The sequence below is a fragment of the Echinicola soli genome (assembly GCF_006575665.1).
Classification (GTDB): Bacteria; Bacteroidota; Bacteroidia; order Cytophagales; family Cyclobacteriaceae; genus Echinicola; species Echinicola soli.
Genome location: NZ_CP041253.1, coordinates 1,002,862 through 1,018,431 on the forward strand (window position 1 = coordinate 1,002,862; position 15,570 = coordinate 1,018,431).

13 protein-coding genes are annotated in these 15,570 nt (G+C 44.1%); 9 read left to right on the forward strand and 4 right to left on the reverse strand.

Features of this window, described 5'->3' with window-relative positions; genetic code table 11:
* The first annotated feature begins 95 nt into the window (after positions 1-95).
* Entirely contained in the window at positions 96-4,595 is a 4,500-nt protein-coding gene (gene gltB / locus FKX85_RS04150) for a glutamate synthase large subunit (protein WP_141613529.1), read from the forward strand.
* A gap of 1 nt (position 4,596) precedes the next feature.
* On the forward strand, positions 4,597-6,078 hold the full coding sequence (locus FKX85_RS04155) for a glutamate synthase subunit beta (protein WP_141613530.1): 1,482 nt from the start codon (positions 4,597-4,599) through the stop codon (positions 6,076-6,078).
* 395 nt (positions 6,079-6,473) lie between these two features.
* Here FKX85_RS04155 and FKX85_RS04160 read toward each other — a convergent pair whose 3' ends face one another.
* Positions 6,474-7,079: a TIGR04282 family arsenosugar biosynthesis glycosyltransferase gene (locus tag FKX85_RS04160; protein WP_141613531.1), complete on the reverse strand. Its 606-nt coding sequence runs from the start codon at positions 7,077-7,079 to the stop codon at positions 6,474-6,476.
* Between the two features lie 159 nt (positions 7,080-7,238).
* The gene (locus tag FKX85_RS04165; RefSeq protein WP_141613532.1) at positions 7,239-7,643 is read right to left on the reverse strand and encodes a DUF4890 domain-containing protein; all 405 of its coding nucleotides are present in this window, start codon (positions 7,641-7,643) and stop codon (positions 7,239-7,241) included.
* Positions 7,644-8,104: 461 nt separating this feature from the next.
* Between FKX85_RS04165 and FKX85_RS04170 the strand changes: the two genes are divergently transcribed.
* Both FKX85_RS04170 and FKX85_RS04175 read left to right on the forward strand, forming a co-directional pair.
* Positions 8,105-8,566, forward strand: coding sequence for a CPBP family glutamic-type intramembrane protease (locus FKX85_RS04170; RefSeq protein ID WP_168196210.1), 462 nt, complete (start codon positions 8,105-8,107; stop codon positions 8,564-8,566).
* A 674-nt stretch (positions 8,567-9,240) separates the two neighbouring features.
* Complete coding sequence (locus FKX85_RS04175; protein ID WP_141613534.1) at positions 9,241-9,687, forward strand: gamma-glutamylcyclotransferase family protein; 447 nt, start codon at positions 9,241-9,243, stop codon at positions 9,685-9,687.
* A 282-nt stretch (positions 9,688-9,969) separates the two neighbouring features.
* Here the strand turns inward: FKX85_RS04175 and FKX85_RS04180 are convergent, their stop codons facing one another.
* Entirely contained in the window at positions 9,970-11,310 is a 1,341-nt protein-coding gene (locus FKX85_RS04180; protein ID WP_141613535.1) for an NAD(P)/FAD-dependent oxidoreductase, read from the reverse strand.
* A gap of 842 nt (positions 11,311-12,152) precedes the next feature.
* On the opposite strand from FKX85_RS04180, the gene FKX85_RS04185 reads away from it, so the two are divergent.
* The 4 genes from FKX85_RS04185 (at position 12,153) to FKX85_RS04200 (ending at position 14,154) form a co-directional block, all read left to right on the forward strand.
* A complete protein-coding gene (locus FKX85_RS04185) occupies positions 12,153-12,860 on the forward strand; it encodes a YebC/PmpR family DNA-binding transcriptional regulator (protein WP_141613536.1) in 708 nt (235 codons plus the stop codon).
* A 60-nt stretch (positions 12,861-12,920) separates the two neighbouring features.
* The gene (gene yjjX, locus FKX85_RS04190) at positions 12,921-13,505 is read left to right on the forward strand and encodes an inosine/xanthosine triphosphatase (RefSeq protein ID WP_141613537.1); all 585 of its coding nucleotides are present in this window, start codon (positions 12,921-12,923) and stop codon (positions 13,503-13,505) included.
* Positions 13,506-13,601: 96 nt separating this feature from the next.
* On the forward strand, positions 13,602-13,916 hold the full coding sequence (locus FKX85_RS04195; RefSeq protein WP_137401441.1) for a thioredoxin family protein: 315 nt from the start codon (positions 13,602-13,604) through the stop codon (positions 13,914-13,916).
* The gene (locus FKX85_RS04200; protein WP_141613538.1) at positions 13,897-14,154 is read left to right on the forward strand and encodes a DUF6952 family protein; all 258 of its coding nucleotides are present in this window, start codon (positions 13,897-13,899) and stop codon (positions 14,152-14,154) included. The genes FKX85_RS04195 and FKX85_RS04200 overlap by 20 nt, the downstream gene beginning before the upstream one ends.
* A gap of 65 nt (positions 14,155-14,219) precedes the next feature.
* Here the strand turns inward: FKX85_RS04200 and FKX85_RS04205 are convergent, their stop codons facing one another.
* Entirely contained in the window at positions 14,220-14,825 is a 606-nt protein-coding gene (locus tag FKX85_RS04205; RefSeq protein ID WP_141613539.1) for a nitroreductase family protein, read from the reverse strand.
* 242 nt (positions 14,826-15,067) lie between these two features.
* On the opposite strand from FKX85_RS04205, the gene FKX85_RS04210 reads away from it, so the two are divergent.
* On the forward strand, positions 15,068-15,505 hold the full coding sequence (locus FKX85_RS04210) for a VOC family protein (RefSeq protein ID WP_141613540.1): 438 nt from the start codon (positions 15,068-15,070) through the stop codon (positions 15,503-15,505).
* Positions 15,506-15,570 lie beyond the last annotated feature (65 nt).

Here is a 15,570-nt window from a genome sequence, read left to right on the forward strand (position 1 = left end):
TTTTTCGTTCTTTTGTTGCCGAGATTTTAAAAAAAGAAAAATTCTTTGTAATTTATTCAATCGAATTTACAAACCTATATTAAATAACACTAACTATGAATGAAGGATTATACCGTTCACAGTTTGAGCATGACGCCTGTGGGATTGGCGCCGTGATCAATGTGAAGGGCGTGAAAAGCCATGAGACGATCAGCGATGCGCTATTTATGCTGAGCAATATGGAGCACAGAGGAGGAAGAGGCAGCGATCCTAAGACCGGTGATGGAGCAGGCATTTTGATTCAAGTACCCCACGATTTTCTGAAGATAGTAACCCATCGTGCTGGCTTTGAGCTGCCTGAAGAAGGAAGCTATGGCATAGGCATGACATTTTTTCCCAAAAACAAACAGCTACATAAAAAATCAAAAACGTTGCTCAACAAAATCCTGGAGGAAATGGATTTTGAGCTTATCGGCTATAGAACAGTGCCTGTGGACGAAACCGTGCCGGGTTCTGGTGCACTGGAGGTAATGCCTAATATCGAGCAGCTATTTGTAAAACACAAGGAAGGGCTCGTAGGAGCTGCACTGGAGCGTAAGCTATATGTCCTGAGAAACTACGCTTCCGAGGCCATCAATTCCAGTATCCCAGGAGTAAACAGGTCTTTTTATTTTGCCAGTTTCAGTTCAAGAACCCTTATCTATAAGGGCCAACTTAAAACGGATCAGGTATTGGCATTTTATAAGGATCTCCAAAACAACAAAATCACCTCTGCCCTGGCACTGGTACACTCCAGGTTCTCCACCAATACTTTCCCTAACTGGAGACTGGCACAGCCATTCAGGTACCTTTCCCACAATGGCGAGATCAATACCATCCGTGGTAACCTGAACAAAATGCGTTCTAAGGAGTACCTTATGAAATCTTCATTGTTTACAGATGAAGAACTGGATAAGCTGATGCCAGTGACCAATTCCACCTATTCGGATTCAGCTAACTTGGATGCGATGGTCGAATTGCTTACCCTCAATGGTCGGTCATTGCCACATGTTATGATGATGCTGGTACCGGAGGCTTGGCAGGACAATAAGGGTATGAACAAGGCCAAGAAAGCTTTCTATAAGTTCCACGCAGCCCTTATGGAGCCATGGGATGGCCCTGCTGCCTTGCTCTTTACCGATGGCAAGTCACTGGGTGCGACTCTTGACCGAAACGGCCTGAGACCATTGCGTTACTTCACCACAAGTGATGACCGCTTGATACTTTCTTCCGAAGCAGGAGCTTTGCCAATTCGCGAAGCTACCGTAACCGAAAAAGGACGCATCAGTCCGGGCAGAATGATCCTTGCCGACCTCGAAAAAGGCAAAGTGATGTTTGACGAAGAGGTGAAAGCTGAAGTTTGTGAAAACAAGCCTTATGATGCCTGGGTAAGAAAAGAGCGATTAAAGCTGAGGCTTATGCCTACACCCAAAAAGCTTTCTCAGCCTTACAATACACAAAATATCAAGCAGCGACAGTCTGTATTTGGGTTTACTACCGAGGACGTAAACACGATCCTTGCGCCAATGGGCGATACCGCTTATGAGCCACTGGGATCCATGGGAGCAGATACTCCTCCTGCAGTCCTTTCCAAGCAGAGTCAACATATTTCGAATTACTTTAAGCAGCTATTTGCGCAGGTAAGTAACCCGCCAATCGATCCGATAAGGGAACGACTGGTAATGTCACTCTTTACCAGACTGGGAGAGAGTTATAATATCCTGGAAGAAAGCTCGCTTCATACACGTCAGATCCACATTTCTCAGCCCGTATTGCTGAATGAGGATTTGGAAAAAATCAAACACTTAGAGAGCAAAGGCTACCGTGCCAAGACACTCTATGCCCACTTCGTGGCCGACCACAAGCCGGGCAGAATGCTCGAAGCACTGAACAAGCTTTGCCAAGATGCCGTAGATGCCATCAACGATGACTATAACATCCTGATCATCTCTGATAGAAATACCTATGAGGGCATTGCTCCCATACCTTCCTTATTGGCCATTGGCGCTGTCCACCACCACTTGGTGAATACCAAAATGAGGACCAAGGCCGGACTGGTAGTCGAAGCAGGGGATATCAAAGAAACCCACCACTTCGCCACGGTGATCGGATATGGTGCGAGTGCCATCAACCCTTACTTGGCATTGGAAACATTGGTACACCTCAATGAGACCGAGCAGCTTTCCAAAGTTTATGAACAGCAAGAACTCTTCGAAAACTATCAAACAGCTATTGGTAAAGGCCTGCTAAAAGTACTCTCCAAAATGGGGATCAGTACGCTGCAATCTTACCAAAGTGCTCAGATCTTCGAAGCAGTAGGTTTAGGGCCAGAAGTAATCGAAAGATGCTTTAAAGGAACCATCAGCCGTATCAGCGGGATTTCTTTTGACGAATTGGCCGAGGAGGTCCTTACCCGTCATAATGCTGCCTATGGCTATGAAGGGCCAAGGCTGGAGACCGGTGGTATCTATCAATGGAAAAGGAGAGGCGAAAAGCACCTTTTCAATCCGGAAACCATCCACTTGCTGCAGAAATCCACTGCAAACAACGATTACGGACTATATAAGAAGTTTGCTGAAAAAATAAACAACCAAACCAAAGATGCCCTGACAATCAGGGGACTGTTTGAGTTTAAGAAAAGAATCTCTATCCCAATCGAGGAAGTAGAACCAGCAGAAATGATCATGAAGCGATTTGCCACTGGTGCGATGTCGTTTGGTTCGATTTCCCACGAAGCCCACTCTACCTTGGCCATCGCCATGAACAGAATCGGCGGCAAGTCCAACAGTGGTGAAGGTGGAGAGGATGAAATACGCTTTGAAGTAAAAGAAAATGGTGATTGGGAAAGATCTGCGATCAAGCAGGTGGCTTCAGGTAGATTTGGAGTGACCAGTAACTACCTGACCAACGCCGAAGAGCTACAGATCAAAATGGCCCAAGGAGCCAAGCCTGGTGAGGGTGGACAGCTTCCCGGCCACAAAGTGGACGACTGGATCGGTCGTGTAAGACACTCCACTCCGGGTGTAGGTCTTATCTCGCCTCCACCGCACCACGATATTTATTCCATTGAGGATTTGGCACAGCTCATCTATGACCTTAAAAATGCCAACAGAAAAGCACGTATCAACGTGAAGCTTGTTTCCCAAGCAGGCGTAGGTACTGTAGCAGCTGGTGTGGCCAAGGCCCAGTCGGATGTTATCCTGATCTCAGGGGCTGACGGCGGTACTGGTGCTTCGCCACTAAGCTCAATCAGGCATGCGGGTCTTCCATGGGAACTTGGATTGGCAGAAGCCCACCAGACTTTGGTGATCAACAACCTCCGAAGCCGTGTGACCTTGCAAACTGACGGACAGGTAAGAACCGGCCGTGACTTGGCGATTGCTGCCATGCTAGGAGCCGAAGAGTGGGGCATCTCCACCGCGGCACTGGTGGTAGAAGGCTGTATCATGATGAGAAAATGCCACCTTAACACTTGCCCGGTAGGTATCGCTACACAGAATCCCGAGCTGAGAAAACTCTTTACCGGTAATCCAGACCACGTGGTGAATTTCTTCAAGTTCCTTGCTGAGGATTTGAGAGAGATCATGGCATCGCTTGGCTTCAGAACGGTAAATGAAATGGTAGGCCAGTCTAATGTACTTAAATCTACCGGTCACCTAAACCACTGGAAGTGGGATAAGCTGGATCTCAGCCCTATTTTCCACATGGTGGAGGTTCCTGAGCACGTAGGCATCTATAAGCAGATCGATCAGGATTTCAAACTGAAAAAAGTCTTGGACAGGAAGCTGATCAAGGCGGCGCTTCCAGCACTGGAACAAGCCAATTCGGTAAAGGAGAAGTTCCAGATCAAAAATATAGATCGTTCGGTAGGCGCCATGCTTTCCAATGAAATCTCCAAGATTTATGGAAGTCCAGGTTTGCCTGACGACACCATCCATTTTAAGTTCAGTGGGTCTGCCGGGCAGAGTTTTGGTCTTTTCCTAGCCCAAGGGGTTACATTCGAATTGGAAGGAGAAGCCAATGACTATTTTGGAAAGGGACTTTCTGGTGGCCAATTGGTAGTCTATCCTAGCCGAAATGCCAACTTCAAGGCAGAAGATAATATCATCATCGGAAACGTGGCCTTCTATGGTGCCACTTCCGGTAATGCTTATATCAATGGTAAAGGTGGAGAACGTTTCTGTGTGAGAAATTCCGGTGTAAAGACGGTGGTAGAAGGAATTGGTGACCATGGCTGTGAATACATGACCGGTGGCCAAGTGATTATTCTTGGTGAAATCGGCAGAAACTTCGCGGCAGGTATGAGTGGCGGTGTTGCCTACCTGTTCAAGGAAAATGTGAAACAGATCAATCAGGAGATGGTAGACCTCGATCCGCTTTCTGATGAAGATTTTGCGATCATCAAGGAGGAACTTGAATTTCATCACAAGTACACCAATAGTAGCGCCGCAGCAAGATTCCTTGAGAACTGGGACACGGAGAAGGAGAAATTCATCAAGGTATTCCCTAGGGATTACAAAGCCGTGCTACAAAAGAGAGCTGAAAAACAAGAAGAACAATCAAAAACGTTAGTGTAAGATGGGTGCGAAAGACGGATTCTTAAAATATAAAAGAGAATTAGAATCAGATAGAGACCGAAACGAAAGGGTCAAAGACTATAACGATATACATATTCCGATCAAGCCTGAAACCCTGAACAAACAGGCAGCCAGGTGCATGGATTGCGGCATTCCTTTTTGTCATCAAGGGTGCCCACTGGGCAATATCATTCCGGAATTTAACGATGCCGTTTACCGCAAAGAGTGGGGCGAGGCATGGGACATTCTGAGAAGTACCAATAACTTCCCGGAATTTACCGGTAGAATCTGCCCTGCACCCTGTGAGGCAAGCTGTGTATTGGGGATCAATAAAGATCCTGTGGCGATCGAGCTGATCGAAAAGAACATTGCCGAAAAGGCATATGAACATGATCTGGCCAAGCCATTGGTTCCTGAAACCAGAACGGGCAAAACCGTAGCGGTAGTAGGTGCAGGTCCCGCTGGAATGGCTGCTGCCGATCAGCTGAACCAAGCCGGCCATGAGGTTACCTTGTACGAGAAGGACCAAAAAGTAGGTGGCTTGCTTAGGTATGGGATCCCTGATTTCAAAATGGAAAAATGGGTAATCGACCGCAGGGTAAAGCTGATGGAAGAAGAAGGTGTAAACTTTGCCACAGGTACAGAGATCGGCAAGACTATTACTGCTGATGAAATCCTGAGCAAATTTGACGCTGTGGTGATTTCTACCGGCGCGCAGGAGCCAAGAGACCTGAAAATCAAAGGTCGGGAGTTTAACGGTGTGCACTTTGCCATGGATTTCCTTGGTGAGCAAAACCGTCTGGTAAGTGGCGAGAGGGAGGGCGATAACCCCATCAGCGCCAAAGGTAAGCACGTCATTGTCATAGGTGGTGGTGATACAGGAAGTGACTGTATCGGTACTTCCAACCGTCATGGAGCGGCTTCTGTGACACAGCTGGAGCTATTGCCGAAGCCTCCACAGCAGCGAGCGCAGCTCAATCCTTGGCCGGAATGGCCCATGACGCTGAAGACCACCACTTCGCACGAAGAAGGTGCCGAAAGGGTTTGGTCTGTATTGACCAAGGAATTTACCAAAGACGACAAGGGCAATGTAAATGGCCTGGTTTTGGTGGACATCGAATGGAAAGAAAAAAATGGCAGAATGCAGTTCGTAGAAGTAGAAGGTACCGAAAGGACCGTTCCTTGTGATCTGGCACTACTGGCCATTGGCTATACCGGACCTAAGCAAAACGGTATGCTGGAGGCATTTGGAGTGGAATCCATGGAAAACACTCTGCCAAAATCCAAGGACTACCAAAGCACCAATAACAAAGTGTTCCTGGCAGGAGATATGCGCAGAGGCCAATCTCTAGTGGTCTGGGCCATCTCTGAAGGTCGTGAAGCAGCCGTGAAGGTGGATGAATTCCTAATGGGAAAATCCAACCTTCCGCGCAAAGATAGATCGTTCTTCGAGAACGTAGAAGACGCTGAATTCTGTGAATAACAGTAGTTTAGTTTATTTAACATAAGTTTGTTAATTCGATGAAAAGCTTCCTGCGTTAGCGGGAGGCTTTTTTTATTTTCAAGGAAATGCTGCGCAAAAAAGGGATCAAGCGGAAAAGTTGGGATAAATATGATTCAAGTGGTCATCACCTAAAACATAGGGTGAGCAGTTAAGTCGATTGGGGAAGTATAGTCCTATTGTTCCTATTTGGTTAGCCTAAAGACATTCCCCCAGAATTATGGTTTGATCCGAAAAGGAGGGGGGAGGTAAAAATTCCCTTAACGAAACGGCATTAAACCCAGGTATAGACAATCATGCTCAAAAAAAAACTTGGGAAACAAAAAAAGGTGCGGCCATAGGCTACACCTTGAATCTTAAATCATCATTTATTTTATTTAACGGATATTTAAAAGCCCTTTTAAGCTCTTGAGATCCTCGTATTGTTCCACCTCGTAAAGCTCCGGCAGTTTGTGCATTTCCAACTCCATTTCCTTCGCCTCCTGGGTCAATTCGCTGATCAGGCTATCAGACTTCCAATCATTGTGATCAAACACTTTACCATGAACCTGGCTCATTCCCAAAAGATAAATGGTACCGTCATGTGCGGGACCGACCACCAGGTCTTGGTAGCTCAAGGCTTCAAATGCCTCGTCCAAAATATCGATGGAAAGCTCCATCGTTCCTGCCACGCGAATAAATAAGGCTTTCTCATAGCCTTGGTCTAGTACATCAGCAAATGAACGCTGCATCCGCTCACCCAAGAGCCCTTTGCCTTGTAAGCCAAGGTGATATTGGTCATTTAACAGATAATCTTCATCGACATCGTCAAGGAAGTAAACAAACACATCAGCTGGGTAATTCTTGACCAAATCGTGGGTATGATGGAGGAGGTATTCATACACTTCCACCGCCTTTTCACTGCCAATGACCTCGCCCAATCTGGTCTTCACCTTTCCGGGCACCGGATTTTCCTGAAAAATTATTATCGCATGTTCTTTCATAGTAATAGCTGTTATATTCGGGTAGTCAATTATAAACAGATTTTATGACATATAGGTTATCAAAACCACTGCCAAAACAAAAAAAAAGAAGACCAAATTTGATCTTCTTTATGTTTTTTAACTGAAGCTGGCACTTTTCAATGGTTTCACCGCACAGCTTTAGAGTTCCATACCGGGTTTTCTACGAACTTTTCCTCTCCTGTCCCGCGTACGCTCTCTGGACTCCCTCCGGTATTCCTTCCATTTTTCCAATTGCTCGGGAGTAAGGATTTCTACCAATTCCTGATCGTGTTTGTCTTGGTCTGCCTTCATCTTTTCGCGTATCGCCTTACGCTCATCCTTGGACTCTTGAATGGCTTCCATGCGCTCATTGGTGCTTTTCAGGGTGAGCTCATAGACTTCTTTTTGTTGTGCCTCATCCAGCGAAAGCTCCTCGGTCATTTTTTCAGTGATTCGCTCGGCCATTAATTCCGGAGATACGTCCCTTCTTCCTTTTCGCTGCTGCGCATTGGCAGCAATAGCCGTAACGGTCATCAGGGCAATTACAAACAATAGCTTCTTCATAGTTTTCAAATTTTGTTTATACTCCTTTGACCTCAACTTTTAAGTTAGGTTTAAAAAGTGTTGGAGATTTTTACACATGCGTACATCTGCGTAGCCGTATTTTTGCCACGAAGTCAGGAAAGGAATATCTTGTTTATGAAGGGCTTACAATGGGTTGCAACTAGTGACCAAAGCCAAAATGTGAAATCCAGTATTTACAATTTTTATGTCGCCAAAGGCCATCAATCTAGTAAGGTCAACTAATGTTGTGACATTTTTAAAAGAAAACTACTCACGGAATGGAAATCATTGCCAAATTCAAACAATTCCTGATCAAACCCCGAAAATCCGAAGAATACACGGATATAGGATTCTAGGATTTTATATCCCTGCTTATCCTCAATCTACTGCTCATTATTCCCTTTGTATTTATTGATCAATTCCTCAACTACGAAGATCTTGGTCACAAGCTTGAGAAGCTATTGACTGAAAATAAATGGCTGTTTCTGATCATGGGAGTTGTTATTGCGCCTCTACTTGAAGAGCCTATTTTCCGTCTCCACCTTAACCTAAAAAAATCTTCCATCTGGTGGGGATTGGTACTGTCACTGTTAATTGTCTTCTCCGATTGGTTTATTGGTCTGGCCTTTATGATTTATTTGGTTTACCTCCTTATTATGCTCGGTGAGAAATCAACACCCAACCTGAAAATGGTCGTCTATACCTCCTCAGCCTTCTTTGCGCTGGTCCATTTAAGCAACTTTACCAATTTTGAATTCGGAGACCACTTTTACCTGACTCCTTTTTTGGTGGGCTCTCAGTTCATTACAGGGCTATTCCTTAGCTATATCCGGCTAAATCATGGAATGAAATGGTGTATCCTCTTTCATGGTACTTTTAACGCCGTACTCCTAATTCCGATGGCGTTGTTTATGGAGGTATAGGAAATTCCCTGTAATGAAGTTCTTGACAATACTTCTACTAACCATGGCCACATTGTTTCTTTTCAATACCATTTACGCCATGTTCTATCCGGATAAATTATAGGATTATTAGTTTTCGGTCAATAGGACTGCGCTTGTCATGTATAATTTAAGTTTAGTTATTGGAATATACTTTTCGATATATCGAAAATGGAAGGGGGGAATAATTTGGGCTTCTCTTAAAATCCTCATTTACCTTACGTCGTACATCTACGTATCCCATTATTTCTTACTTAATCGCCTACTTATTATTTTAAAACAACTAAAAACGCCGCTATATAAGCAAAGAAAATCATAAAAGTAATATTGGCAGCACTAGCAATTGCCTTTGCTATCGACTTAAGGATCAATTGGGAAGATGCCAAAAATGGATTTCTCGCCCGATATAACTCTGTAGAATGTCAGGTTAAGTAGAAATAGCGTATTTAAAGAACTAGAAGCTATAAAAAGAGAAATAGTCGCTTAAAAAATCACGTTACCATCCTGACAATCTTTACGGCTATGGTGCTCATTTCATGACCTATAATTATTTGGCTGATATAGGGATTTGATATGCATTAGATGCTTTGCGCCCTCCGACCACCATGGACATCTCCACTTTTTTCATTAGCTTCATCAAACCAATAACACAACTTATGTCTACACGTCTGTATTTTGGTTATGCCAGCAATCTGGATCAGGATACATTGGTAGGAAGATTACAGCATCCTCCCAAACTGATCGGGATCGGTGTGCTTCTCCATCATGGCTTCCGCTTTAACCATCCCAACCCCGATGGCTCTGCCCGCGCCAATATCGTTCCCAGCCCAAATGAAAATGTGTACGGGGCCGTTTATGAAATTGCAGAAGCCGACGTCTCGTACTTTTTGACTTCAGAGGAGGCCTATGATTTTACAGAGGTCCGCGCCCAAACACAAAAAGGTGAAGTCCCTGCTTTCACCTTTATCTCCAAACAAAATGTATCCAATATTTTTCCTGAACAAGCTTATTTTGATACCATTATCCGGGGTGGGAAAGCACTGCAGTTACCCAGCACCTATCTTACCAGTATCATGAACAGACTGCCAAACGAACTGTTCTAAATCAATATTGAACTGTATATTTTACAGCATGAAACAACGTGTTGACTATTCAATTTATTGTGTGTTCAGCTTACTATTTTGCAAATTTGAATGCCATTGACTGTATCGGATAGGACCTTTTATTGATTCGGAGACCTGTTTAGTGCCAGACAAGCTCAATGCTCATCTGGACTGAGGCGGTGCCCACCGCACTGGTTTTGAAGTCTTTGCCCTAGAATAACCCAACGTACCTCTCCTTCAAGGGGAGTCTAAAATCTAAGTTCTCACATCTTATACTTCCTTCTAATCGTGTTTTTCCTCCACCAGCTCTTCCTGCTCCTTGGGCTTGACGTAACGAGGACGGATGAGCAGTCTCAAGGCCGGGTCAAATGACAGGTAATTCCAAGCCCAATCAATAAAGATAAGAATCCTGTTCTTTACGCCCACGATGGCCATCAAGTGCACAAACAACCAAGTGATCCATGCAGCGAATCCCTGAAACTTGATAAAAGGCAAGTCCACAACCGCCAATTTTCTCCCCACTGTGGCCATAGAACCAAGATCCTTATATTTGAATTTTTTCATGGGGCGGTTATCCGCGACGGCCTTTAGGTTATTGCCCAGATTGTCTGCTTGCTGGATCGCGACTTGGGCCACCTGCGGATGGCCTTTAGGATAGTCTTCGTCCATCTGGACGCATAGGTCTCCTACCACATATATCCCTTCCGCTTCTTTCAGCTTGTTGTACTGATCGACGATAAGGCGACCATTTCGGATCATTTGGTCTTCCCGAAGTCCCTTTATATGGTTCGGCTTGACACCTGCAGCCCATAGCAATGTCTTGGTCTTTAGACTTTCGTGCTCCTTGATTTTGATCGTCAGCCCATCATAATCCTCCACGGCAGCATTGACCATAATTTCTACTCCCAGTTTATCCAGGTAAACGACGGCCTTTTCACTGGCTTCTTTTGACATTCCGGCCAAAAGCTTCGGGCCGGCCTCTGCCAGCACTACGCGCATGTTTTTAAAGTTGAGCTCAGGATAATCCTTTGGAAACACATTATTGCGCAGCTCAGCGATGGCACCTGCCAGCTCTACGCCTGTGGGCCCACCACCTACGATCACCACATTCATCAGGGCTTTGCGCCGATTGACATCCTCTATGTTGATGGCTTTTTCATAGTTGGAAATGATCCTGTTCCGGACGTATAATGCTTCGGATACGGTCTTCATAGGCGTACCGTATTCCATGATATTTTTCATTCCAAAATAATTGGTATCGGCACCCATGGCCAGCACCAGCTGATCATAATCCACATAACCAACATTGGTGAACAATCTTTTTCCCTCTTGGTCTATTTCAAGGGCTTCGGCCATACGAAAGGAAACATTGGGAGTATGGTGAAAAACCCGCCGCAATGGAAAAGAGATTGCACTTGGCTCCAGGGAAGCAGTGGCCACCTGATAGAAAAGCGGCTGAAACTGATGATAATTATTTTTATCCAGAAGGATTACCTGATAATCGGACTTTACCATCTTCCGCGCTAGCTTCAGGCCTGCAAAGCCGCCTCCGAGAATGACCAGTTTTGGTCTGTTTGAAACTGGCAAATTTGGAATCGGATTGTTTGCAATTACATGTTCCATAGCTTTCATGGTTTAGATGTAAAATCAGATAGAAAAGGTTACTTCAGCGGGGTTGTACAAATATAAAAATACCTGTAGTGAAAAGCACTTGTTTTGACCATTAAATTCTAATTAAAACGAAATGTAATGGCAGTATTTTTTCATGAATAATAATAAACATAAGACTCTATTAATTATTTGCTATTAAAACCAGCAAAATATTAACAGTAAACAAACTTACCGTTTACTAGATCAACCTTATTTATCCAATTGTTATCAAGTAGTCTACATGACCACACCTACAGTACGATTTTCCTAACAAATGGTTGATTGATCTACACCTAAATTTAGCTCAATATTAATCGTCCCGGGGCACAGCCCTCGGTACAACCGTTCCCGTTCTTATATGACTCATGGTTCTTTGTACTTACCTGATTATAGTTGACCGGATTAATTATTAGATTTCATTGTCAGACATAGTAATAATTGATCCTTCATTAGATGAAAGTTTTGACCAATTCCTTTCAAACTCCTCCGGACTTTTGCTCATTTTTGCTATAACGAGAGCTGTGACCAAGCATGACGAATTGTTTGCGCCAGGCAGGAACAGCTTGTCCCGGAAGCTATCGGGAACGAGGCAGTCTCGTCTAAAGAGAAGGAGATTGCTTCTCTTCGCTACGATTGCAATAGCCTGCTCCGATACTTTCGGGGACGTTATGCTCAGGTCTCAATCCTCATGTCTCACTACTTGATACTTCGCTCTGGAATCTTTCTTGGTACTCAAATTACGATTTGGTATAGTGCAAATGATGGGGCAATACAAAAGATTTATTATTTTTACGCACCTGAAAAGTAAATTATGTATGGGAAGAGCATTCGAATTTAGAAAAGAGAGAAAATTCAAGCGTTGGAGCAAGATGTCCAAGGTCTTCACCCGGCTGGGCAAGGAGATCGTCACAGCGGTAAAGGTGGGAGGCCCCGACCCGGACAGTAATCCCAAGCTAAGGACGGTCATGCAAAACGCCAAAGGTGCCGCTATGCCCAAAGACCGTATCGAAGCAGCCATCAAGCGGGCCAGCAATAAGGATCAAAGCAATTACGAAGAAGTCGTATATGAAGGCTATGCCCCCCATGGTGTAGCCATTCTGGTGGAAGCCTCCACCGATAACATCAATAGGACCGTGGCCAATGTAAGGCATTATTTCACCAAGGGTGGTGGCTCATTGGGAACATCCGGTTCTGTGAGCTTCATGTTTGACCACAAGGCTGTTTTCCGCTTTCCTATAGGCGAACACGATATGGAAGAATTGGAGCTCGAGCTAATCGATTTTGGATTGGAGGATATTGACGAAAACGAAGGAGAGATTTTCATTTACACTGAATTTGAGGACTTTGGCAATATGCAAAAGGCCCTTGAGGACAAAAACATTGAGGTGACCAGTGGAGATTTTCAGCGTTTTCCCACCACGACTGTAGAACTTACAGAGGAACAAGAAGAAGAGGTCAACAAGATGATCGAGCGCATGGAAGACGACGATGATGTCAATAACGTCTACCATAATATCGCTTAAACATACCAGTCCAAGCCTTTGGAAAAGCTCCAAAGGCTTTTTTATTTTTATATAAACAACATGGCATTTCCAAAAAGAAAAAACATCCAGCCCGAGAGGCAGCGGGAAAGAGAGCTCCTCGTGGTCGTAGGCAGCAAAAATCCCGTCAAGGTCCAATGCACAGAGAATGGTTTTCAACGGGCATTTGGAGAACGCCATTTTATTGTGGAAGGATTGAACATTAATTCAGAAGTCAGAGACCAGCCATTTGGGGATAAAGAAACCTCTCTCGGGGCTTATAATAGGGCAAAAAATGCCAAAAACACCTTTCCTGAGGCCGACTATTGGGTAGGCATAGAAGGGGGAGTGGAAGAATTAAATGATGAAATGGCGGCTTATGCCTGGATAACCATCATGGACAGAAACGGTAAAGTGGGCAAGTCCAAAACGGCTACTTTTATCCTTCCCGGGGCTATTAGCAAACTGATTAGTAGCGGCATGGAGCTGGGAGAAGCAGATGATAAAGTTTTTGACCGTGAAAATTCCAAACAAGGAAACGGAGCGGTGGGAATGCTGACCAATGGCACTATCGACCGAACAGAATATTATGAGCAGGCAGTGGTATTGGCACTGATTCCTTTTATCAGCGAGAAGCTCTATAAATAAAATCGATCCGTGATAGTTTTTATCAATTGGACTCAAAAAACTATAGGCGTTATCTTTGTGTTAGCAAATAAGAAAAACAGCTAAATCAAAAACGATATGTTACAAGAATTAGAACAAGACAACTTAAAAGAAATCATTGCTGACAATGATAAAGTGATCGTCCAGTACGGTGCTACTTGGTGCGGTAACTGTAGAATCATGAAACCTAAGATGAAGCGATTATCAGGCGATTATGAAGGGATTACCTTTTTATACGTGGATGCCGAAAAACTTCCAGAATCCCGCAAGCTGGCCGAGGTAAACAACCTGCCAACTTTCGCTTCTTTTAAAGGCGGTGAATTGGTAAACCAAACCCAAACAAATAAAGAAGATAACCTAAAAGCGCTAATAGATGAGATTGCCAATAATTAAGCATGTCCTTACCTTCATCGAAGAAAATGACGAGGATTGGGTAAACGAAACCATTGAGCTTCTGGAAAACATGACGGAAATCTCCTCACTCAAAGATGAGGAAATAGAAGTGATGGGCGAACTCCTGTCCAATCTCCACGGAACCCTCGAGGTCAATAAAATGATCAAGGAAGGAATGGATAAAAAAGAAGCCATGAACGCCTTTATGAAAAGGGTCATGGGTTCGATAGATAAATAATAAAAAAGAGGATGTCTTATAACTGAAGGACATCCTCTTTTTACTTTTTTGGCAAGTGTGTTAACTTACTCCCTTACCCAGGTGACTTTATCTTCGATTGGCTTTCTCCTTCCTGCTGGCCATCCGTCCAAGGTAGGCTTGGCCACAAAGAAAAATCCCATAAACAAGTCGTCTTCTTCCAGGCCAAAATAGGACTTTGCTTCTGGATAGAAAGTCACTCCACCTGTGCCCCAATACGCTGCTAACCCATGGGCACTGGCGGTGAGGTACATGTTCTGGACAGCCATGGATACTGCGGCGATTTCCTCCATATCAGGGATTCCAGCAGTCAGGTGTCGTTTCATACCGATGGCAATCACATGGCTACACTTTAAAGGGTTCTGCTGAAGTTTCTCATAAACTGCTTCCTTGAACGTGCCATTCTTCTCTGCTCTTCCTTTATAAAGCTCAGACTGAAACCTGGCCAGTTCTTTTAAGCCCTCCCCACTGAAAACCGTAAATCGCCAAGGTTCTGTCAATTTATGCGTCGGTGCCCAATTGGCATTTTCCAGCATTTCGTGGATGATGCTGTCTTCCACTGGATCATTTTCTTTGAATTGTGCCACAAACATGGATCGACGGTTCCTTATAATATTGTTCACTTCTTCGATATCAAACATCGGTTTCTCCATAAATAAAATTGCTAATGCGGTAATTTTGTTGTTGAACTTGATTTTATAACTGAGACAACAAAATTACAAGGTGTTAAGTTTTCTACGATAACCGCACATGTAAAATCAAGTGTTGAAAATCACCATAATTACTGACAAACAAGTAATTAAAGCAAATTTTACTTTAAATTTCACTAGTGATTAGCTGGCAAAAATCCTATCTTCAAAATCCTAACCATTTCTATAACCAAAATCAAATTACCATGCCTGCAGTAAATCCTTATCTCACTTTTCTAGGCAACTGTGAAGAAGCCTTTACCTTTTACAAGTCTGTTTTTGGTGGTGAATTTTCCTATATAGGTAAATTTGCAGATATGCCTCCCCAGGAAGGCGTTACCCTTTCGGAAGAAGAAAAAAACAAGGTCATGCACGTGTCCTTACCCATCGGACCTGATACCATTTTGATGGGAAGTGACACGGGTGGGGAATGGGCGCCACCTACCGTTATCGGCAATAACATCACCATCTCTATCACGGCAGATACAAAAGGAGATGCTGATCGATACTTTAACGAACTCTCCAAAGGCGGAAAAGTCACGATGCCTTTGGCGGACACCTTCTGGGGAGATTATTTCGGCATGTTCACTGACAAGTTTGACATCAACTGGATGGTCAGCTTCAATGAAAATCCCGGTAAATAAAGAAAAAGAATACACGGACTTTATTCACTAGGCAAATATTGCTTTGGAGGCTGTCTTCTCAGGGA